1 protein-coding gene is annotated in these 25,212 nt (G+C 69.8%); it reads left to right on the top strand.

Features of this window, described 5'->3' with window-relative positions:
* The first annotated feature begins 750 nt into the window (after positions 1–750).
* Positions 751–25,212 (top strand): non-ribosomal peptide synthetase, encoded by a 24,462-nt coding sequence (locus ON19_RS26330; protein ID WP_043698583.1) that lies wholly within the window; start codon positions 751–753, stop codon positions 25,210–25,212.

Below are 25,212 nucleotides of genomic sequence, written 5' to 3'. Positions count from 1 at the left end.
ATCGGACTTTCCGACATACGCGTTCGTGTCGAGCATGAGTATTGAATCGAAGATTATCGACCACGGATAGGGGCAGTGTTCTGAAGTGCGTGGGCGACAGCGGATATATCAATTTGCCAGTATATTGCCCTTCTCGCTATTGCTTTACCCGTCCGCATTGGCTGTTACGGGTATGGGGCGTAGGCGGTCCCGGCCTGCCGCCGCGGCGGCGATGGCCGTCCCGACTTGATTCCGGCCTCGACCCGGCATGTACCATGCCCGATCGCGGGTGTTTCTCATCGGATACAACCGCCTGGCAACAGGCACTTCCACAGGCGATGTGTGCTATCGGCGGTCGCCGCCGCGCAGTCGCGCCGCACCCGTATTGCTCGAACCGAGATTGGAAACGCCCGGCTTCCGTGCGGAGTCGGAAGGGTTTGATACCACTAGACTGAGCCAGGCTGCTGTCAGATAGCTTGTCCCACCTGAGTGTCGCTGCTTCACCGCAGGTTCAAAAGTTCTGTTTTCAGATTTTGAGACGACTGGAAATGCCGACAAACGGGAGGTGTGGTAGTCGCCGTAGATGTCCGATTCGGATGCTGGACACCGGCGGATCGAGCGACACGCGAAAGCTGAACGGTGCGGCGCAGAGCAGGGGTTGCGCCGCTTCTGAGTAGACGAAGTGCAGATAAGAGCCAGATTTCGGATGCGGTGGGCCGACGTCCTTCCGTCGTGCCCTCGCGCGTCCGGGTATGAATAAGGGGTCATGCGATGAATCTGAAGTCAGACGGAACCGCCGACGGCGAGCTGGGGCTGATTCCGCTCTCGAGTGCGCAGTACGGCATGTGGCTCGCGGACCATGTGCCCGGTGGACCGGCTGTCAACATCGCACACTGCGTCGAGATCGAGGGCCCAGTGGACCACGACGCGTTCGCACGGGCGGTGAACGACGGCGGGCACGAAACCGAGTCCCTTGTGGTGCGCGTGGTCGAATCCGACGGTCGGCCTTATCAATTCGTCGACCGCAGCATCATCTACGACGAGCCGGTGCTGGATTTCAGCGATGCGGAGGATCCGGTCGCGGCGGCGATGGAGTGGATGCGCCGCGACTACAACACCAAGGCGGTCGACCTCAGCCGTGACCGGCTCACCGAGACGAGGCTCATCCGGGTCGGCGAGGACCACTACTTCTGGTACGGCCGCGCGCACCATCTGGTGATCGATGGGTACGGCGCGTTCAACAGCCTGAACCGGATGGCCGAGCACTACAACGCCCTGCTGGAGGGCAGGCCTCCGACGCGACTGGACGCGGCGAGCCTGCACGACATCGTCGAAGCGGAGCACGCCTATCGCGCCAGCTCGCGGTACGAGGCGGACAAAACCTACTGGCTGAACAAGGTTTCCGATCTGCCGAAGCCGGTCAGCCTGTCCGGCCGTACGGCACGTTCCGGCAAGGTCGACCGCGTGGCCGGATTGCAGCTGCCCGCACACCTGTCCGACCGGCTCGACCGCTTCGCCGACGAGGTGAACGCCTCCGCCGCGCAGGTGGTGATCGCGGCGTTCGCCGCGTTCCTGGCCCGGATGACCGGCACCGAGGAGGTCGCGCTGTCGCTGCCGGTGACCGCGCGCGTGACCAAGCGCCTGCGCAACGCCGCCGCGATGCTGGCGAACATGGTGCCGATTCGCTTCGCCGTGCACCACTCGACCACCGTGGAGGAACTGGTCCGAGCGTCGGTGTCCGAACTCGTTTCGGCCATGCGCCACCAGCTGTACCGGTTCGAGGATCTGCGCCGCGATTCGGCCGCGATCGACCCGTCCGCGAATTCGTTCGGCCCGATCGTGAACATCCTGTTCTTCGACTCGGAGATCCGCCTCGGCTCGGCCGTCGGCCGCTACCGCGCACTGACCTCCGGCGCACTCGACGACCTGCAGCTGAACCTGTACCGCTCGGGCGCGGACGCGCCGCTGCTCATCGAGCTGCACGGCAATCCGAATCTCTACGGGCAGGACGAACTCGGGTCCCACGCGGACCGATTCCTCGACTTCCTGCACCGGATGATGGATGCGCCCCTGGACACCCGGATCGGTGACATCCAGCTCGTCGGACCTGCCGAGGAACTGCGCATCGTCGAGGAACTCGCGGGCCACGACGGCGAAACTCCCTCCGGCACACTGGTGGATCTGCTGACGCGACAGGCGGCGGACACCCCGTCCGCGGTGGCCGTCACCTCGGACGCCACCGCACTCACCTACCGTGAACTCGACGAACGCTCCAACCGGTTCGCCCGCAGGCTCATCGCGCTCGGCGCGGGGCCGGAATCGCTGGTGGCCATCGCGATGCCCCGCGACGCCGATCTGATCGTCGCGGTGCTCGGCGTGCTGAAGTCGGGCGCCGGGTATCTTCCGCTGGACACGGCCCACCCGGCCGAGCGGCTCGAATACGTACTGGGCGACGCGAACCCGATCGCGGTGGTCACCAAGCGCGGCATGCGCGAGCAGGTCCCGGGCGATCCCGGCCGCGTCGTGCTGTTCGACGACGTTCTCGCCGCCGAGCAAGCCGCGGACCCGATCACCGATGCCGATCGGACCGGCTTGCTGCGTCCCGACCACCTCGCCTACGTCATCTACACCTCCGGATCGACCGGACGGCCGAAGGGCGTCTCGATCACCCATCGTGCCGTGTCCACCTATCTGGTGAACTCGTGTGCCGAGATCGGCATCCGATCCGACGACGTCTGGACGCTGTTCCACTCCTTCGCCTTCGACTACTCGGTGTGGGAGATCTTCGGTGCGCTGGTCACCGGCGGCCGGATCGTCGTCGTGGACAGCCTCACCGCCCGGTCGCCGGACGACGTGGTGCGTCTGGCGGCCCGCGAGCAGGTCACGGTCTTCAGTCAGACGCCGTCGGCGTTCTACCAGTTCGCGGCCGCGCGGCAACGGTACGCGCACGCCGGGGAGCCCGAAGGCGAGCTGTCGCTGCGGCTGGTCATCCTGTCGGGCGAAGCTCTCGACCCGGCCGGGCTGGCCGCCTGGTACGAACACCACCCGGATCTGCCGGTGCTGGCCAACAGTTACGGCATCACCGAGACCACCGTCTTCGTCACCTACACCGACCTCACACCGGAGATCGCTGTGCCGGGCGCACCGAGCACGGTCGGCCCGGCGTTGCCGGGCTTGCGCACCTACGTTCTGGACGAGCGGTTGCGTCCGTGCCCGCTCGGTGCCTGGGGCGAGATCTACGTCGCGGGAACGCAACTCGCTCGTGGCTACCTCGGCCGACCGGCGCTGAGCGCGGGGCGCTTCGTCGCGAACCCGTTCGGAAAGCCGGGGGAGCGCCTCTACCGCAGCGGGGACGTGGCGCGCTGGAATCACCAGGGCGAGCTGGAATATCGCGGTCGCGCCGACCAGCAGGTGCAGTTGCGCGGGTTCCGGATCGAGCTCGACGAGATCCGTAACGCGTTGCTGACCCATGACAGTGTCGCGGCGACGGTCGTCGTCGTGCATCTGCCCGGCACGGAGGCGGCCCGGCTCGTCGGATACGTCGTCCCCGCCGTCGGCGCCGCCTGCGAGGCCGACGCCCTGCGCACCCACGTCGGCCGGATGCTGCCCGAATACATGGTGCCGTCGAGCATCGTGGTGATCGACGCGGTGCCGCTGACCGTGAACGGCAAAGTGGACTACCGGGCACTGCCCGAGCCTGCCTTCGATTCGGCCGCGGCGTACGTCGCGCCCCGCACGGTCGTCGAGGAGTCGATCGCCGACGTCTTCGCGGAGGTTCTCGGCATCGACCGGGTGGGCGTGCTGGACAGCTTCTTCGAACTCGGCGGCAACTCGATCACCGCGACCAGTGCGGCCGTGCGCGTCGCGGAAGTGACCCGATGCGACGTGTCGGTCCGCGACCTGTTCGTCAAGCAGACCGTCGCCGAACTCGCCGCGCATCTCGAGGACGGGCACCGCTCCGGCAGGCCCGTGCTGCGGGCCGCGGCCAGACCCGATCCCATTCCGCTGGCGCCGGCGCAGAACAGGATGTGGCTGGTCAACCAGACCGACCCGGCCTCGGCGGCCTACAACATTCCGCTCATCGTGCAGCTGACCGGACGGCTCAACGCGGCGGCGCTGCGTGCCGCGCTGACCGACGTGATCGATCGGCACGAATCGCTGCGCACCGTGTACCCGGCCGTGAACGGCGAAGGGACGCAGGTCGTGTTGTCGGCCGAAGAGGTCGTCGCCGGTCTGGACCTGACCCCGCGGCCGACCGACCCGGACGATATCGAGCAGCGGATTCGCGAGCTGGCGTCGGTCGGGACCGATCTGCGCGAACGCGCCCCGATCCAGGTTGCCCTGCTCGCGACGGCCGACCGCAGGCGGCACGTCCTGGCCGTCGTCCTGCACCACATCTGCTGCGACGGATCCTCGCTGCGGCCCCTCGCGGCCGATGTCGCCGTCGCGTATGAGGCGAGGGCGGAGGGCAAGACGCCGGACTGGGAGCCTTTGGTGATCCAGTACGCCGACTACAGCATCTGGCATCGCAGCCTGCTCGGCGACCCGGAGGATCCGGATTCGCGAGCCGCCCACCAGTTGCGGTATTGGTCGCAGCGATTGGCGGGGATGCCCCCGGTCCTGGAGTTGCCCGCCGACCGTCCGCGTCCGGCCCGCCAGTCCATGCGCGGTGACGTCGCGGATACCGTGATCCCCGCCGAGACCTTCGCCGGGATCGAGCGGCTGGCGCGCGCGGCCAACGTCACGACGTTCATGGTCGTGCACGCCGCCCTGGCCGTACTGCTGGCCCGGATGTCGGGTTCGGCCGACATCACCGTCGGCACGCCGGTCGCCGGTCGCGGTGAACGCGCGCTCGAGCCGCTCATCGGCATGTTCGTCAACACCGTGCCGTTGCGTACCGAGGTGTCCTTCGAGGAGTCGTTCACCGCGTTCTTGGCGCGCGTCAAGGACATCGATGTCGATGCCTTCGCCAACAGCGACCTGCCCTACGAGCGGGTCGTGGACGAACTGCATCCGAAGCGGTCGATGGCGTACGCACCGCTGTGCCAGGTGTACCTCGCTTTCGAGAACATGGATCGGGCGAGCCTGGAGCTGTCCGAACTCACCGTCGAGCTCCTCGATCCGGGCGCCGAACCGGCGAAGGTGGACATCATCGTCACGGTCGCGGAGAACACCGCGGCGGGCGGCGACGTCGCGTTGCGCGTCAACTACGCGACGGACCTGTTCGACCGGGAGACCGTCGAAGAGCTCGCCGAGCGATTGAACCGTCTGCTCGAGGCGTTCGTGTCGAATCCCCGGGCGCGCATCGGCGACGTGGATCTGTTGTCGGGGGTCGAACGGCTGGAATTGGTCCCGGCTTCGGGCGGTCGCGCCGAGATGCCCCGCGTGCTGGCCGACGTTCTGCTGGTCGGCGATCGCGGCGCACCGGCCGTGGTGTCGGGGGATCGGGTGCTCTCCTACGGAGAGCTGGACGAGTGGTCGAACCGTCTCGCGCGGGTGTTGATCGAATGGGGTGTGGGACCGGGGGATCAGGTCGCCCTGGCCATGGGGCGGTCGGTGGAGTTCGTGGTCGGCGTGTGGGCGGTGGCGCGGGCGGGTGCCGCGTTCGTGCCGGTCGACCCGCGCTACCCCAGCGAACGGGTCGCGCACATCGTCGCGGACTCGAATGTGGAGGTCGCGCTCACCGTCGAGGCGTCGCGCACCCTGCTTCCCGGTCACGTGCGGCAGCTGGTGCTCGACCATCCCGGCACCGAGGCGTTCCTCGCGGCGCAGTCCCCGGCCGCGGTGACCGACGCGGATCGCGTGCGCGCCTGCCGCGTGGCCGACGCGGCCTACGTGGTGTACACCTCCGGCTCGACCGGCAAGCCGAAAGGTGTGGCGGTCACCAACGAGGGCTTGGCGAATTTCGCGATCGAGCAGCGGGAACGCTATCGCGTCGATCGAAGGTCACGGGTATTGCAGGTGGCGGCGCCGGGCTTCGACGCGGTGATGCTGGAGCTGCTGATGGCGCACGCGAACGGCGCCGTGCTGGTCGTGTCCCCGCCGGAGGTGTTCGCCGGTGCGCAGCTGGCGGAGTTGATTCGCGCACAGGAGGTGTCGCACGCCTTCGTGACCCCCAGCGTGCTGGCGACGATGTCGCCCGCCGGTCTGGACTCGCTGCAGGTGCTGGTGGCGGGCGGGGAAGCGGTGTCGGCCGAGACCGTGTCGGTCTGGGCTCCGGGACGGCGCCTGCACAACGGCTACGGTCCCACCGAGACCACGATCATGGTCGCGATCAGCGATCCGCTGTGCGTGGGTGACCCGGTCACCATCGGCGGCCCGATCCGCGGCGTCGACGCGGTGGTCCTGGACGAGCGGCTGCGGCCGGTCCCCGTCGGGGTGACCGGACAGCTGTACGTATCGGGTGTGCAACTGTCGCGCGGATACCTCAACCGGCCCGCGTCCACAGCCGCCACTTTTATCGCCAACCCCTACGGCCCAGCGGGCACCCGCATGTACGGAACCGGTGACCTGGCGCGCTGGACCGCCGAGCACACCCTGGAATACCTGGGGCGCACCGACTTCCAGGTGAAGATCCGCGGCCAGCGCATCGAACTCGGCGAAATCGAAGCTGTCCTCGCCGGACATCCGGCGGTCGCGACCGCGGTCGTGGTGGGCGTGCACGCCGAGACCGGATCGCGCCTGGCGGCGTACGTGGTGCCCGCCGACGGCGCCGTCGACACCGCGGAGCTGACGAAGTACGCGGCACAACGCCTGCCCTCGCACATGGTCCCGGACACGGTCATGGTGCTCGACACCCTCCCGCTGTCGTCGGTGGGCAAGGTCGACCGCGCCGCGCTGCCGGAACCCGAGTTCGCTCCCGCCGTGGAGTTCGTCGCGCCGCGCAACGCGACCGAGCAGGTCGTCGCCGACATCTGCGCGGGCGTGCTGGGCATCGAGCGCGTCGGCGTTCTCGACAGCTTCTTCGATCTCGGCGGCAACTCGCTGTCGGCCACTCGCGCGGCGGCGCAGCTCAGCGGCGCGTTCGGCGTCGAGGTGCCGTTGCGCGCGATATTCGAGACGCCGACCATCGGGGCGCTGGCCGAGCGCCTGCGCAGCGCCGACGCGGCGACCCGGGAGCCGCTGGTGCCGCAGGAGCGCCCGGACCGGATCCCGCTCTCGCCCGCCCAGGCCCGCATGTGGTTCCTCAACCAGTTCGACACCGGCTCGCCGGTGTACAACATCCCGCTGGTCGTGCGGATGTCGGGAGACCTCGACGTGGCCGCGATGCACGCGACGATCGCGGATGTGCTCGAACGCCACGAGGCGCTGCGGACCGTCTACCCGGACAGCGACACCGGACCGCATCAGGTGGTCGTGCCGGTGGAAACGGCGCTGACCCCACTGGTACCGATACCGGTCGCGGCGAGCGAGCTCGAGGCGCGCGTCGCCGCGGAGGTGACGGTGGGCTTCGACGTCACCGCCGAGGTGCCGTTCCGGGTCGCGTTGCTGCGCAGCGCTCCCGACGAGCACGCCCTGGTGCTCGTGGTCCACCACATCAGTTTCGACGGGTCCTCGCTGGCACCGCTTGCCGCGGACCTCATGACCGCCTACCAGGCCCGGGTCCGTCGTGAAGCGCCACAGTGGGCGCCCTTGCCGGTGCAGTACGCGGATTACGCGCTGTGGCAACGCAAGTTGCTCGGCGCCGAGGACGACCCGCACAGCCCGACCGTCGCCCAGACCCGCTACTGGCTCGCGGCCCTCGCCGGCCTGCCCGAGGTACTGGATCTGCCCACCGACCGTCCGCGGCCGGCGAAGCAGTCGTTCCGCGGCGCGACGGTCTCGGCGATCCTTCCCGCGGATCTGCATCGTGCGGTGGTCGCCCTGGCCCGCCGCCACGACGCGACGGTCTTCATGGTGATGCACGCGGCGTACGCGGCGCTGCTGGCGCGGCTGTCGGGCACCGGGGACATCGCTGTGGGCACACCGATCGCCGGTCGTGGCGAGCCGGGATTGGACGGCTTGGTCGGCATGTTCGTCAACACGCTGGTGTTGCGGACCCACCTCGAGCCCGGCGCGTCCTTCGTCCGGCTCCTGGATCAGGTCCGGGCCACCGATCTGGCCGCCTTCGAGAACGCCGACATCCCGTTCGAGCGACTCGTCGAGGTGCTGAACCCGCCGCGCTCGACGGCACACGCTCCGTTGACTCAGGTGGGCTTCTCGTTCCAGAACATCGAGATCCCCACGGTGCGGTTCGAGGGCCTGACGGTCTCGGCGCAGATGGCCGATCCCAGTGTGGCGAAATACGACCTGCACCTGAATCTGGTCGACGCCTTGGAACCGGATGGCGAACCCGGCGACATGGCGGTCGAATTCGGTTACGCGACAGATCTGTTCGACGAGGCGACGGTCACGTCGATGTTCGACCGCTACCTGCTGTTGCTGCGCGCGATCGTCGCCGACCCCACCCGCGCCGTCGGTGACATCGACTTGCTGACCGAGCAGGAGACGCGTCAGCTCGCGGTGCGGTCGGCAGGGACGAGGACGCAGACGCCGGCGGCGACGATCGCGGACTTGTTCGCCGCGCAGGTGGCGGCCACGCCGGAGCATACGGCGGTGTTCGACGCGGCGAGCGGCGCCCAGCTCGATTACCGGGCATTCGGGGCGCGGGTGAATGCGCTGGCCCGCGCGCTCATCCGGCGCGGCATCGGCCCGGAAACCGTTGTGGCGGTGTCGATGCGGCGTTCGGTGGAGCTGCTGGCCACGCTGTACGCCATCCATGCCGCGGGTGCGGCCTACCTGCCGCTGGACCCGGATCACCCGGTCGACCGGGTGCGCGCTGTCCTGGCCGCGGCACGGCCCGGTGCAATCCTCACCCGGCCGGACGACGACGCCGGCCTGCCCGGCGACGTGCCGGTCTGGACGCTCGCGGAACTCGCCGCCGAGCACGAGGACACCTCGGCGGTCACCGATGCGGACCGGACTCGGCCGCTGCGCCCGGACGATCTGGCCTACGTCATCTACACCTCCGGCTCCACGGGGGTGCCCAAGGGCGTGGCGGTCCCGCACGCCGCGGTGGTGAACCAGCTCCGCTGGCTGCACGAGCACTACCGGCTCGGCGGCGAGGACGTCATGCTGCTGCGGACACCGGTGACGTTCGACCTGTCGGTCTGGGAGCTGTTCGCGGCGTCGACCTGTGGCGCGGCGTTGGTCGTCGCGGGCCCCGACGTGCACGCCGACCCGCGCGAGGTCGCTCGGCTGCTGGCCGAGTATCGGGTGACGACGGTGGATTTCGTGCCGTCTCTGCTGTCCGCGTTCCTCGAGGTGGCCACCCCGCACCGATTCCCGGACCTGCGGCGCGTGCTGTGCATCGGCGAAGCGCTGCCCGCCGAAACCGCCCGTCGTTTCCGGGATTTCAGCGAGGCGCGCATCGACAACCTGTACGGCCCGACGGAGGCCGCCGTCAGCGTCACCGCCCACCGGATCGATACGGCCGAGGGTGTGGCCGTGCCGATCGGCGTCCCCGAGGCGAACGTGACCGTGCACGTCCTGGATTCGCGGCTGCATCCCGTGCCCGCCGGCGTGACCGGCGAACTGTACCTGGGCGGCGTGCAGCTGGCGCGCGGATACCATGCCCGCCCGGGCCTGACCGCCGCGACGTTCGTCGCAGATCCCTTCGGGGCCGCGGCGGGCGGCCGCCTCTACCGCACCGGCGACCTCGTTCGCTGGGACGAGGGCGGCAGCCTGCGCTATGTCGGTCGCGCCGACACCCAGGTGAAGGTGCGCGGCCTGCGGATCGAGCTCGGCGACATCGAAGCAGCCCTGACGGCACACGAGCAGGTGAACGCGGCCGTCGCGCAGGTGCGCGTGGACGGCGGCGAGCAGCGGCTGGTCGCCTACGTGGTCGCGGACGCGGCGATCGACGTCCGCCAGGTCCGGCGTTTTCTGCTGGACCGGCTGCCCGCCTATATGGTGCCGTCGTCGGTGACCCGGATCGACTCGGTGCCGCTCAACGCGAACGGCAAGGTGGACTACCGGGCGCTGCCCGCGCCGGACCACAGTGCCCAGGAGCCGGAGTTCCGCGCGCCGCAGGGCCTCGTCGAACAGGCGGTCGCCGCGGTCTTCGCGGAGCTGTTCGACCGGCCCGAGATCGGCGCAGACGACAATTTCTTCGAGTTGGGCGGCAACTCCCTGGTCGCGACGCGCGTGCTGAGCCGGATCGGTGACGTCGTCGACGTGACCATCCCGGTGCGTGCGATCTTCGAGGCGCCGACCGTGGCCGGCCTGGCCGAGCGGATCGCCCAGCTGCGCGCGGTTCCGAGCCTTCCCGCGCCGACCCGGGTGCCGCGCCCGGACCGCATCCCGCTGTCGCACGCGCAGACCCGGATGTGGTTCCTCAACCAGTTCGATCCCGCCGCGCCGGGATACGTGGTGCCACTGGCGATTCGGCTCGACGGCACGCTGGATGCGGCGGCACTCACCGCCGCCGTGGGCGATGTCGTCGAGCGGCACGAGAGCCTGCGCACCATGTATCCGGCGATCGACGGCACCCCCACCCAGGTCGTGTTGCCGGCCGAGGACGTGCTGGCCATGTGCGACCTGTCCCCGCAGGCGATCGGCGAGCGGGAACTGCCGCATCGGCTGGCCGAGTTCTGCGGCACCGGATTCGACGTGGCGAAGGGCGTTCCGCTGCGCGTGGCGCTGTATCAGTTGTCGGACGCGGCATGGACGCTCGCGCTGGCCGCCCACCACATCAGTTGCGACGGCTTCTCGGTGGCTCCGCTCGCCGCCGACCTGGTGGCGGCATATCGGGCGCGCACCGACGGTGCGGCGCCGGACTGGGCTCCGCTGCCCGTGCAGTTCGCCGACTACGCCCTGTGGCAGCGCGCGGTGCTCGGTTCGGCGGACGACCCGGACTCGTACGTCGCCCGTGACATCGCCTACTGGCGAACGCAACTCGCGGGCGTGCCCGATCTGCTCGAGTTGCCCACCGACCGGCCGAGGCCGATCGAGCAGTCCCAGCGCGGCGCGGTGATCGAGGTCGCCATCCCCGGCGAGCTGCAAGGCCGGGTGGAAGCGCTGGCGCGGCGAGCGGGAGCCACCACGTTCATGGTGGTGCACACGGCTCTGGCCGTGCTGCTGTCGCGGCTGTCCGGCAGCGACGACGTCACCGTCGGTGTGCCGCACGCGGGCCGGGGGGACCGGTCGCTGGACAACCTCGTCGGCATGTTCGTCAACACCTTGGTGATGCGCTCGCGGATCGCGCTCGACCAGACCTTCCTGAGTCTGCTCGAGCAGGTACGGCGCACCGACATCGAGGCGTTCGACCACGCCACCGTGCCGTTCGAGCAATTGGTGGACGCGCTGAATCCGGTGCGATCGACCGCGCACACGCCGTTGTTCCAGGTGCTGCTCGCCTACCAGAACATGGCGCGGGCTCGCGTGGAGCTTCCCGGGCTCACCGTGGAGAACGTGGACCCTGGCGACAGCGCCGCGATCTACGACCTGCTGCTGATGATGACCGAAGGCCACGGCACGCACAACGAGCCGACCGGCATGACCTTGCGCCTGACCTACGCCACGGACCTCTTCGACGAGGACACCGTACGGTGCTTCGCAGGCCGATTCGTCCGTGTCCTCGACGCCGCGGCCCGCGACGCCGAGGCCACCGTCGGAGCGATCGGGTTGCTCGACGAGGCGGAGCACTCCCAGCTGCTGGAGCGGTGGAACGACACCGGTGGCTCCGCCGCGCCGGGCCGGACCCTCGTCGATGTCTTCGACGAACAGGTCGCGCGCACCCCGGACAGTGCGGCGCTGCTGCTGCCGGACGGCGGCACGCTGACCTACCAGGACTTCGACGCTCGCGTCAATCGTCTGGCCCGATGGCTCATCGCGCGCGGCGCCGGGCCGGAAACCGTTGTCGCGGTGGCCATCCGCCGGTCGGCCGAGCTGGTCACCGCTCTCTACGCGGTGGTGAAGGCAGGCGCGGCGTTCCTGCCGATCGACCCGGATCATCCGAGCGCCCGGATCGCACACGTGCTCGGCGCGGCCCGTCCTTTGGTGGTGCTCACCACCACCGCGGACGGCGAAGATCTCCCGGGCGGATTCGAATGCGCGTCCGTCGACCGGCTGGACGTGACAGGTCTGTCCGAAGCCAGGATCACGGATGCCCAGCGGCGGACACCGCTGCGTCCGAACCACCTCGCCTACGTGCTGTTCACCTCCGGGTCCACCGGCGTCCCCAAGGGCGTGGCCCTGACCCATGCCGCCACCGTGAGCCAGCTGGCGTGGGCGCAACAGCAGTGGCCACACGACACTTCCGACGCGGTGCTGCACAAGACGCCGATCACCTTCGACATCGCGGTCTGGGAGTTGTTCTGGCCGTTGCAGACCGGTGCGCACATCGTCGTCGCCGAGCCTGGCGGCCATCGCGACCCCGCGTACCTGGCAGAGGTCATCGCGCGGCACCGGATCACCACGGTGCACTTCGTCCCCTCGATGCTCGATGTGCTGCTCGAATCCGCGGGCGCCGCGGAACTGCCCTCGATCCGGCGGGTGTTCGTCGCGGGTGAGGCGCTGGCACAACGCACCGTCGATGCCGCGGCGCAGGTCTTCGTGCACGCGGAACTGGTGAACTGGTACGGGCCCGCGGAGGCGGAAGTGGTCACCGCCGCGCGGTGCTCGCCGCAGGCCGCGACCGCCGCGACGGTGCCGATCGGAGCGCCCGCGGCCGGCATGAAGGTCTACGTGCTGGATGCGCGCCTGCGGCCGGTGCCGGTCGGGGTCGTCGGTGAGCTGTACGTCTCCGGTGTCCAATTGGCGCGCGGCTACCACTCGCGTCCCGAGCTCACCTGCCGTGCCTTCGTCGCGAACCCGTTCGGGGCGGCAGGCGAGCGGCTGTACCGGACCGGTGACCTGGTGCGGTGGCGGAAGACGGGGGAGCTGGAGTACCTGGGCCGCAGCGACTTCCAGGTGAAGGTGCGCGGTCAGCGAGTGGAGCCCGGTGACATCGAAGCCGCGCTGCGCGCGGTCGCGCAGGTGGCGCGGGCGGTGGCCGTCGTGACGACCGAACGCATCGTCGGCTACGTGACCCTCGCGCCGGGAGCGGTGACCGACGGCCGCGCCATTCGCGAACAGCTGACTCGCACGCTGCCGTCCTACCTGGTTCCGGACGCGGTGCAGGTGCTCGACGCGATGCCGCTCACCGCGAACGGCAAGCTCGACCGGTCGGCGCTGCCGCAGCCGGTGTTCGACGACGGCGAAACGTTCGTCTCGCCGCGCACCGACACCGAGGCGGTGCTGGCGCGTCTGGTCGCCGAACTCACCGGCGCGGACCGGGCGAGCGTGACGGCGAACCTGTTCGAGATCGGCGTCAACTCGCTCTCGGCTGCCCAGCTCGCCGCGCGGGCGCAGGCCGCCGTCGGGGTGGACGTCGGTATCCGTGACGTTTTCGACGCTCCGACGATCGCCGCGCTCGCCGAACGGATGTCGACCCGCACCCGGTCCACGGCGGTGGCGCTCACGCCACGGCAACGTCACGGAGCCGTCCCGTTGGCGGCGGCGCAACGGCGGATCTGGTTCCTCAACCAGTTCGACACCGCCTCGGCGGCCTACAACATCTGCTTCGCGGCCCGCTTGACCGGCCGGCTGGACGACGCCGCACTGCGGGCCGCGTTCCTGGACGTGCTGACCAGGCACGAGCCCTTGCGGACGGTCTATCCGCTCGTCGACGGCGAACCCTGCCAGATCGTGCGCGACGTCGCGACGCTCGCCGCGGACGTGACGTTGGAACCGGAGCCGGTGGCGGACGCCGAACTGGCGGATCGGATCCGGAATGCCGTCGAGACGGGTTTCGACATCGCCGAGTCGGTGCCGGTGCGGGCGCGGCTGTATCGCACCGCGGCCGAGACGCACGTGCTGGTAGTCGTGGTCCATCACATCGCGGCCGACGGCGCATCGATGGCTCCACTCGCCGGTGATGTGTTCGCCGCCTATCGCGCGAGGGTGAGCGGCCATGCGCCGCAGTGGGAACCGTTGCAGGTCCAGTACGCCGACTACGCGATGTGGCAGCGGGAGATCCTCGGCTCCGAGGACGATCCTGCGTCGCTGATCGCGCGTCAGATCGACTACTGGACCGACGCCCTCGACGGCGCGCCGGAGCTGCTCGCGCTGCCGACCGACCGGCCGCGGCCCGCCACCATCTCGATGGACGGCGGCAACGTCCGGTTCGAGCTGCCGGCCCGGCTGCACGACGACATCGTGCGGCTGGCCCACCGTGAGGGCGTCACCGTATTCGTCGTCCTGCACGCGGCGTTGGCGATCCTGCTGGCGCGTACCGCGCACAGCGACGACATCTCGGTCGGCACCCCGGTAGCCGGGCGCGGCAGGCCGGAGCTCGACGATCTGGTCGGCATGTTCGTGAACACGGTGGTGCTGCGCACGCGAATCGACGACGACCGGTCGTTCCGGGAACTTCTGGCCGAGGTGCGCGCCGTCGACCTGGAAGCGCTCGCCCACGCCGACCTGCCCTACGAGAGGCTGGTCGATGTCATCGGACGCCCGCGTTCCACCGCGTATTCGCCGCTGTTCCAGGTGATGTTCGGGTTGCAGAACACTCGGCAGGCCCGGTTCGAGCTGCCCGGCATCGGTGTCGAAGTCCTCGATCCCGGCATCGCGCAGGCCAAGGCGGACCTCACCGTGCTGGTGACCGAACGCCGCGCGGGCGACGAACCAGCCGGGATCGACGGCGAGATCATCTACGCCACTGATCTCTTCGTCGCCTCGACCGCGCATTCGCTGGCCGAGAGGTTCATTCGCGTCCTCGAAGCGGTCACCGCCGATCCGGTCCGGCCGATCGGTGACATCGGCCTGTTGAGCGCCGCGGACACCGAACGTTTGGTGCCCGCGCGGGGCAGCGAGGCCGCGCAGCCCTGCTTGCTTCCGGATCTGCTGGCCGCGGCCGTGGCCGCGGATCCGGCGGGGGTGGCCCTCATCGGGGACACCGAAACCCTCACCTACGCCGAACTCGACCACAGGGCCAATCGGCTCGCCCGTCACCTGCTCACCCGAGGCGCCGGGCCGGGCGTGTTCGTCGCGCTCGCCGTGCCGCGCTCGGTCGACTATCACGTCGCCATGTGGGCCATCGCGAAGACCGGCGCCACGTTCGTTCCGGTCGACCTGCGCTATCCCATCGAGCGAATCGCACACATGGTGAGCGATTCCGGGGTCGAGATCGGGATCACGCTCTCGGCCGCACGCACCTCGCTGCCGGACGGGGTGCGCTGGCTGACGCTCGACGAGCCGCGGACCGCGAAGCAGATCGCGGCACAGTCCGGCCAGGCGGTGACCGACGCCGATCGCGGACGCGTCTTGCGGGTCCAGGACGCCGCGTACCTGATCTATACGTCCGGGTCGACGGGAACCCCGAAGGGCGTCATGGTCACGCATGCCGGGCTGGCGAGCTTCGCCGCCGAGCAGCGTGATCGGTATCGGGTCGACGCCACGTGCCGCGTGCTGCAGGTGGCGGCGCCCGCGTTCGACGCGGTGCTGCTGGAGGCGTTGATGGCGCACGCGGCCTGTGCGGCCTTGGTCGTGTCCTCACCGGAGGTGTTCGGCGGCCCGGATCTGGCCGGACTGATCCGGAAACATCAGGTCACGCACGCGTTCTTGACGCCGAGTGTGCTGGCGACCATGTCCCCTACGGGTCTCGAGTCGATGCGGATGCTGGCGGTGGGCGGGGAGATGGTGCCCGCGGAGTTGATCGCGGCGTGGGCGCCGGGACGGCGGCTGCACAACATCTACGGTCCCACCGAGACCACGATCGTGATCACCATGAGCGACCCGGTCCTGCCGGGCGATCCGATCGCCATCGGCGGTCCGATTCGCGGTGCGCAGGCACTGGTCCTGGACGCGCGGTTGCGGCCGGTGCCGGTCGGCGTCGCGGGGGAGCTGTACCTCGCCGGCGCGCAGCTGGCGAGCGGATACCTCAACCGGCGCGCCGTCACGGCCGCTGCGTTCGTGGCTCATCCGTACGGCGGAGACGGTGCACGGATGTACCGCACCGGCGACATCGTCCGGTGGACCACGCAGCGCACCCTGGAATACGTCGGCCGCAGCGACTTCCAGGTCAAGATCCGTGGCCAGCGCATCGAACTCGGTGAGATCGACGCCGCGCTCATCTCGCATCCGAAGGTGGCCACGGCGGTGACCGTCAGCCGCACCGGGCCCGGCGGGCAGCCGCTCCTGGCCGCGTACATCGTGACCGAAGCCGGTACCCACGTCGAAACGGCCGGCGTGCTCGATCACGTCGCGTCGGTCCTGCCCGCGCACATGGTGCCGTCGGCGCTCACCGTGCTCGACCGGATGCCGATCACCTCGACCGGCAAAGTGGACCGGAAAGCGCTGCCGGAACCGGTCTTCGAGCCCGCCGGAGGCGGCGTCGTCGCGGCGTCGACCGAGCTGGAGGAAACTATCGCGGCCGCGTTCGCGGACGTTCTCGGAATCGGGTCGGTCAGCGTCACCACCTCGTTCTTCACCCTCGGTGGCGATTCCATTCTGTCGATCCAGCTGGCGTCCCGGTTGAAATCCGCGGGTGTCATCGTGACGGCGCGCGACATCTTCGAGCAGAAGACCGTCCGCGGCCTCGCACGGGTGGCGGCGGCCGCCGAACGGGTCGCGCTGGCGGAGTTGCCGGGCGGCGGCGTGGGCGAAATCCCGTTCACGCCGGTTGTCTCCTGGTTCACCGAGCGTCTCGGCGCCGCCCCGCGATTCGCCCAGTCGATGCTGGTGCGTCTGCCGGGCGACGCGCGCGTCGAGGACGTGACCGCCACGGTGCGGGCAGTGCTCGAACAGCACGACATGCTGCGCGCGAGGCTGCGCGAACAGTGCCTGGAGGTGCCGCTGGCCGACGAGGCCGACGCGGTGGGGGCCGTGTTCACCCAGACGTTCCGGGCCGGCGAGACCCCGGGCAGCGCGGGTTTCACCGCGGTGGTGGAAGCGGCGCTGGCCGAGGCCTCCGACCGCCTCGACCCGGCCGAGGGCCGAATGGTGCAGGTCGCGTGCCTGCTGCCGGAACCGGGCGTGGACGCCGAAGCGCGGGCCCTCCTCGTCGTGCACCACCTGGCCGTCGACGGCGTGTCGTGGCGAATCCTGGTCCCCGACTTCGCCACCGCCTGGCAGCAAATCACGCAGGGACGGATGGTGGAGCTGCCCGCGCAGGGCACGTCCATGCGGCGGTGGGCGCAGGCGCTCACCGAGGCGGCGGCGGCCCGCGCCGACGAGTTCGAGCTGTGGCACCGGATGGGCGCGGCGCCCGATCCGCTGCTCGGCAGCGCGGTGCTCGACCCCGCACTCGACACCCAGTCGACCGTGCGGAATTTGACGGTGTCGCTGCCGGTGGAGGTCACTTCGTCGTTGCTCGACGCGGTGCCGAGGGCGGTGCACGGCAACGTGGACGACGCGCTGCTGGCCGGTCTGGCCGTGGCCGCGGCACGTTGGCGCCGGCGGCGCGGTATCGCGCACTCGGGTGTGAAAGTCCTGCTGGAGGGACACGGGCGGGCGGAGCAGATCGCCGAGGGCGCGGATGTCTCGCGCACGGTGGGCTGGTTCACCAACACCTATCCGGTGGCGCTCGACATCGGCGACGCCGACCCGGACGATCCGCGCGCTGCGGTGAAGCGCGTGAAAGACCAGCTGCGCGCCGTCCCGGACAAGGGAATCGGTTACGGCCTGCTGCGCTACCTGCACGCGAGCACGTCCGACCGGCTCGCGGCGTTGCCGGAGCCGCAGATCGGTTTCAACAACCTCGGCCGGGTCGGCGTCGATCTCACGACGCTGTCGGAGCTGGCGTGGATTCCGACCGACGAGCCGTTCGACCGGCGGGCCGCGTTCGATCCGGACATGCCCGCCGCGGCGGCCCTCACCATCGACGTGAACGTCGTGGACACCGAGGCAGGACCACGTCTGTCCGCGCACGTCGGTTACGCCTCCCGGTTGCTCGAGCACGACGACGTGGCCGAACTCGTCGACGAATGGATCGACGCGGTGACCGCCATCGCCGCCGCGGCCCGTGCGGACGAGGACTGGGGCTTCTCCCCGGCCGATGTGCCGCTCGTCGAGGTCACGCAGGCCGACCTGGACGCATTCGCCGGACGGTACGGATCCCTCGGCGATATCTGGTCGTTGGCGCCGCTGCAGGCGGGGCTGCTGTTCCACGCCGAGCTCGCCGCGGGTGATCTCGACGTCTACACCGCGCAGTCGACACTCGCCCTTGCCGGTGTGATCGATGAGCGCAGGCTCGAACGGTCGGCGAAGGCCCTGCTCGAGCGCTATCCCAACCTGCGAGCGGCCTTCGTCCGGACCGCCGACGGCGTTCCGGCGCAGGTGATCCCGGCCGACGCGGTCGTGCGCTGGCGGCGGGTCGATCTGCCCGAGGGCACGACACCGGAGCAGCTGATCGCGGCCGAGCGGGCGGTCCCGTTCGACCCCGCCGATCCGCCGCTGCTGCGGTTCCTGCTCATCGCCGTGGGGCCGCAGGACCTCCGGCTGGTGCTGACGGCGCACCACCTGCTGCTGGACGGCTGGTCGTTGCCGTTGCTGTGGCGCGAGCTGATCGGTCTGTACGCGGTGGGCGCTCGCACGGAGCTGTTGCCCGCCGCGGCGTCCTACCGCGGCTACCTGGAATGGCTGGATCGGCGCGCGCCGTCCGCCGGAATCGACGTGTGGCGCGAGGCCCTGCGCGATTTCACCGAACCCACGGTGGTCGCCGACGCGCGGACACACACGACGGTCGGCATCCCGGTCGACCTGGCAGTCGTGCTGGACCGGGCCGTCACCGCCGAGCTGGTGGAGTTCGCTCGGACGCGGGCGGTCACCATGGCGACCATCGTGCAATTCGCCTGGGCGGTGGTTCTCGGGAACCTGCTCGGCGTCGAGCGCGTGGTGTTCGGCGGCACGGTCTCGGGACGTCCCGCCGATCTGCCGGGCGTGGAATCGATGATCGGCTTGTTCATCAACACGATTCCGGTCGGCGTGCACGTCCCGCGGTCCTGGACCATCGAGGACGCGCTGCAGCGATTGCAGGCGGACAACACCCGGTTGCTGGACCATCACGACGTCGAACTGTCCCGGATCCTGTCGGCCGCAGGCGTCGCCCAGCTGTTCGACACCCTGGTCGTCTTCGAGTCGTATCCGGTCGACAGCAGCGGACTGGGCGACGCGGACATCGACGGCATGCGGGTGGTCTCGGCGGACGGCAGCGACGCCGCGCACTACCCGATCACGGTGCAGGCCCACCAAACCGACCAGCTGCACGTCATGATCCGCTACCAGCAAGCCCGCGTGGACGACCTGACGGCCGCGGGTCTGGCCGCCCGTCTGGAAACCGTGCTGCGCGCCATCACGATCGATCCGCGGGCACGGCTGGGTGCGGTCGAGATGCTGTCCGCGATCGAGCGCCGCGATCTGGTGCCCGCCACCGGCGGACGGGCCGAATCACCGCGTCTGCTGGCGGAGTTGCTCGCCACCGGCGCCACGCTGAATCCCGATGGCACAGCGGTGGTTTCGAATGAGCGGGAGTTGTCGTACGCCGAACTGGATGCCTGGTCGAATCGTGTCGCGCGCGAGCTGATCGACTGGGGTGTCGGCCCGGGCGATCAGGTGGCGCTGGCGATGGCACGGTCGGTGGAATTCGTGATCGGCATCTGGGCGGTGGCCAAGACCGGCGCGGCCTTCCTGCCCGTGGATCCGCGGAATCCGGCGGAACGCGTCGGGCACATGGTCGCCGACTCCCAGGTGCGGGCCGCGGTCACCGTCGCGGCGTCGCGAGAGCTGGTCCCGGCCACCGTCCGGCAGCTGGTGCTCGACGATCCGGAAACCCGCGAGGCGATCGCGGCGCGGTCCTCGGATGCGGTGACCGACAGTGATCGACTTCGTACGCCACATGTGCGGGACACGGCCTACGTCCTGTACACCTCGGGGTCGACCGGCACGCCGAAGGGTGTAGCGATCACCCACGAGGGACTGGCGAATTTCGCTGCGGTGCAACGTGTCCGATTCGGCGCGGACAGCCGGTCGCGCGTGCTGTACGCGTCCGCTCCCGGTTTCGACGTGGTCGTACTGGAAACGCTGTTGGCCCACACCAGCGGAGCGGTACTCGTGGTGCCGCCGCCGGACGTCTTCGGCGGACCCGAGCTGGCCGAATTCATTCGGGTACAACAGGTGTCGCACTCGTTCATGACGCCGAGCGTGCTGTCGACGATGTCGCCCGAGGGGCTGGACTCCTTGCGGGTGCTGATGGCCGGTGGCGAGGCGGTGACGCCGGAGATCGTCGCGCTGTGGTCGCCGGGCCGGCGCCTGCTGAACGGATACGGTCCGACCGAGACGACGATTCTGGCCGGAATCAGCGGTCCGCTGCATCCCGGTGCGGTGGTGACGATCGGTGGTCCGATCAGTGGCGTCGAGGCCGTCGTGCTGGACGCGTGGCTGCGGCCGGTCCCGGTCGGCGTCGTCGGCGAGTTGTATCTCGCGGGTGTGCAAGTGGCACGCGGATACGTGAACCGGCCGGGGACGACGTCCGGCGCGTTCGTCGCGAATCCGTTCGGCGCGGCGGGATCGCGCATGTACCGCACCGGCGACCTGGCCCGCTGGACACCGGAACACACCTTGGAATACCTGGGGCGCAGCGACTTCCAAGTCAAGATCCGCGGTCAGCGCATCGAGCTCGGTGAGATCGAAGCCGTTCTCGCCGGACAACCCGGTGTGGAGCACGCGGCCGTGGTGCTGCGCAAGGACGAGCGCGGTATAGGCCGGCTCGTCGGCTATCTGGTCGGCGCCGCGGACTTGGATCCCGAGGCGGTCAGGGCCGCCGCGCGGCTGCGCCTGCCCGCGCACATGGTGCCCGACGTGTGCACGGTGCTCGTCGAATTCCCGCTCACCAGGACCGGGAAGCTCGACCGCCTTGCGCTGCCCGCGCCGGAATTCTCGGTGGCCAGGGCCTGGGTCGCGCCGCGCACGCAGACCGAACGGCAGGTCGCGGAAGTGTTCGGCAGCGTCCTGGACGTCGAACGGGTCGGTGCCACCGACAGCTTCTTCGACCTCGGCGGCAATTCGCTGTCGGCGACCCGGGTGACGGCCCAGTTGGGCACGGCGCTCGGCGTGAACGTCGGTGTCCGTGATCTGTTCGAAGCGCCGTCGGTCGCCGAGCTCGCCGCCCGTCTGGCCGCTTCCGAGCGGACCGATCGGGTGCCGCCGGCACCGCGCACCCGCCCCGCGCTGGTGCCGCTGTCGCCGGCCCAGCAGCGGATGTGGTTCCTCAATCAGCTCGACACCTCCGTCGGCGCGTACAACATCCCGCTGGTGATCCGGCTGAAGGGCGAACTCGACATCGACGCGTTGCGGCGCGCGTGCGAGCTGGTCCTCGCCCGGCACGAATCGCTGCGGACCAAGTTCCCGATGACCGGCGCGACGCCGCATCAGGTGACGGTCCCCGTCGAGGAGGTGGTCCCCGCCGGGCTGACCGCGATCGCGGTCGAGGCGGAGCGGCTGATGGAGCGGGTGCTCGCCACGGTCTCGGCGAGCTTCGACGTGACGCAGGCGCCCCCGCTGCGCGTCGAGTTGTTCCGGCTCGACGAGCACGAGCACGTTCTGGTCATCGCCGTGCATCACATCTGCGCCGACGGGCAGTCCATGCTGCCGCTCGCGCGGGATGTGGCGATGGCCTACCAGGCGAGCAAGGAAGGGACGGAACCGATCTGGCCCGCTCTCGCGGTCCAGTACGCGGACTACACGCTGTGGCAGCGCGACGTACTCGGGGACGCGCACGATCCCGGCTCGGTCATGTCCCAGCAGTTGCGTTTCTGGAAGGACACGCTCGGCGGGCTGCCCGAACTGCTCGAATTGCCCACGGACCTGCCACGCCCGCCGGTGGCGTCCATGCGCGGCCGGACGGTGGATTTCGAGATCTCGGCTGCGTTGCAGGAACGAATCGGCGCGGTCGCCCGTGCGGCGAACGCGACGGTCTTCATGGTCGTGCACGCCGCGCTGACCGTTCTGCTGTCGCGGTCGGCCGGTGTGGACGACGTCGCGGTGGGCACTCCGGTGGCCGGCCGGGGCGAGCGCGAACTCGACGACCTGATCGGCATGTTCGTCAACACGCTCGTCCTGCGCTCGCGGGTGTCGTCACGGCAGTCGTTCACCGACCTGCTCGCGGCGACGCGTGAAACGGACCTGGCCGCGTTCGCGCATGCCGATGTGCCCTTCGAACAGGTGGTGGAGGCGCTGAATCCACCGCGGTCCACCGCGCATCTGCCGCTGTACCAGGTGACGCTCGATGTCCAGAATCTGAGCAAGGCCGCGTTGGAGCTGCCCGGGCTCATCGTCGAGCCCGTCGAGAACGGATTCGAACCGGCGCAGGCCGACGTGAATCTGAACCTGGTCGAACGATCCGGTGACCAGGGGCAGCCGGACGGCATCCGAGGACGGCTGACCTACGCCACCGACCTGTTCACCGAGGAGACGATGACCAGGTTCGCGCAGGCCTACGTGCGGATCCTGGAGGAGGTGACCGCGAACCCCGCGGTCGCGGTCGGCGATATCGACCTGGCGGGCCCGGCGCAGCGTCGCGCACTGCTCGACGCGGCCGGTGACGCCGGCGTCACGGTGCCGGACACGACCCTCGCGGAGCTGTTCCTCGCGCAGGCCGACGCGCGGCCGGACGCGATCGCGGTGACCGACGGTGCGTCGCAGCTGACCTACGCGGAGCTGAATCGGCGCGCCGCCGCGGTGGCGGCTCGGCTGGCCGAGCAGGGAGTGGGTCCGGAATCGCTGGTGGCCGTGGCATTGCCGCGCACGGCCGACCTCGTCGTCGGCCTCCTCGGTGTCGTGCGCGCGGGTGCGGGATACCTGCCGCTGGACGTGGCGTATCCGCCGGAGCGACTGCGGTTCGTGCTCGACGACGCCCATCCGGCCGCGGTGCTGACTTCGGCAGGCATGTCCGCGGCGGTGCCGGAGTGCGCCGCGCCGGTCGTGCTCGTCGAGGAGTGCGTGGACGACCGGTCCGGCGTTCCCGCTCCTGCGGTGAGCGCGCGGCCGGGCAACGTCGCCTACGTGATCTACACCTCGGGGTCGACCGGTCGCCCGAAGGGGGTGACGGTCAGCCATCGGGAGGCGGTCACCTTGTTCACCAACGCGGCCGAGCGATTCGATCTCGGACCCGACGACGTGTGGACGATGTTCCATTCCTACGCCTTCGATTTCGCGGTGTGGGAGATCTGGGGCGCGTTGCTGACCGGCGGCAAGGTCGTCGTGGTCGACTACGACACGTCCAGGTCGCCGGAGGCGTTCGTGGACGTCGTGGCCCGGGAGCGCGTGACCGTGTTGAGCCAGACGCCTTCGGCGTTCTACGGCTTCGCCGACGCGGAGCGCCGCTATCGCGAAGCGGATTGCCCCGCAGGTGATCTCGCTCTGCGCTATGTCGTCTTCGGTGGCGAGGCGCTGGACGCGTCCCGGTTGAACGACTGGTTCGCGGCGCACGAGCCGGGTTCACCACGGCTGGTCAACATGTACGGCATCACCGAGACCACCGTGCATGTGACGTTCTCCGAGGTCACGAGCGCGAGCGCAGCCGGGATCGGATCGCCGCTTCCCGGGTTGCGGGTCTACGTCCTCGACGACCGGTTGCGTCCGGCGCCGATCGGCGTGGCCGGGGAGATCTACGTGGCCGGCCGCCAGCTCTCGCGTGGCTATCTGGCGGCACCGGCGCTGACCGCTGGCCGGTTCGTGGCCGACCCCTTCGGCGGCGATGGCGCCCGGCTCTATCGGTCCGGTGACGTGGGACGGTGGCGCAAGTCCGCGAGCGGGCTGGAGCTGGAGTACGTGGGCCGGGCCGACGCGCAGGTGCAGTTGCGCGGCTTCCGGATCGAGCTCGGCGAGGTGGAGTCGGCGCTGCTGCGGCACCCGCAGGTCACCCAGGCGGCGGTCACGGTGCACCGGCACGATCGCGGGGTCGACCAGTTGATCGGGTACGTCGTCGGCGCCGACGGTGTGCGGATCGACCCGGTCGAGGTCCGCGAGACCGCCGCCCAGGTGCTGACCGGCTACATGGTTCCCGCGGTGATCATGGTGCTGCCCGCACTGCCGTTGACGGTCAACGGCAAGCTCGATCGAAAAGCGCTGCCCGCTCCCGAGTTCGAGGAGTCGGCGACCGCGTTCGTGGCGCCGCGCACGCCCACCGAGAAGGTGATCACCGACGTCTACGCGGGGGTCCTGGGAGTTCAGCGCGTCGGGACCACGGACGGATTCTTCGATCTCGGTGGCAACTCGCTGCTGGCCGCGATGGTGGTGACCCAGTTGCGCACCCGCGGAGTGACGATCCAGTTGCCGTGGATGTTCGACGACGCCACGCCGAAAGCCTTGGCGTCCAGGGCCGACGGCGCGGCGGGCGGCTCGGGGCTGCAAGTGTTGCTTCCGCTGCGTGCGCACGGCCGCAAGCCTGCGGTGTTCGCGGTGCACCCCGCGGGCGGGCTGGCCTGGTTCTACGGCGGAATGGTGGAACATCTGGACAAGGACCGGCCGGTCTACGGCCTGCAGGATCCGCATGTCGTGGCGGGCGAACCGGTTGCGACGTCCGTCGACGAACTCGCGCAGCGCTATGTGGCCGAAATTCGTCGCGTGCAACCGAGCGGGCCGTATCACTTGCTGGGCTGGTCGCTGGGCGGTGCGATCGCGCATGCTGTCGCGGTGCGGCTGCAGCGCGATGGGGAGCGGGTCGGGATGCTGGCCATGATGGACAGCGCCGTCGGCGACTCGGAGGCGCTGGCCGCGTCGATGAGCACCACCGCGGACGAGCCCGCGCCGGCCGAGCTGATGGCCGATCTGCTCGGTGGCTGGCGTGAGCTGTTCGCGCTCGGCGCCGAGGTGACAGCGGACACCCACGAGCAGGCGTGGGCGGTGATCCGGGACCAGGTGAGCGCCAGCGGGATGTTCACCGCCGAACAGGTCGACCGGGTGATGGAGAGCTTCCAGACCGCAAGCCGCATCGCCCAGCAGTACCGGCCGGGTCTCTTCGACGGTGACCTGGTCTTCTTCACCGCAGGAAAGGACCGCACCGACCACGACGCCGTCGTGCGGACGTGGCGGCCGTTCATCACCGGTGACCTGCACAACACGGTTGTCGACGCAGGACATCTCGAATTGACCCACTCGCACGCACTGGCCGTCATCGGCCCGATTCTCGAAAGGTTCTCGAACGAATGCTGA

It is taken from the genome of Nocardia abscessus NBRC 100374 (assembly GCF_000308455.1).
In the GTDB taxonomy this organism is placed as follows: Bacteria; Actinomycetota; Actinomycetes; order Mycobacteriales; family Mycobacteriaceae; genus Nocardia; species Nocardia abscessus.
The sequence above is the reverse complement of the archived record's forward strand: the minus strand, read 5'-3'. Positions and strand labels throughout refer to the sequence as shown.

What these genes read in the sequence shown, in the direction of transcription:
- ON19_RS26330 (WP_043698583.1), top strand. Translation starts at nt 751, where the DNA reads ATGAATCTGAAGTCAGACGGAACCGCCGACGGCGAGCTGGGGCTGATT.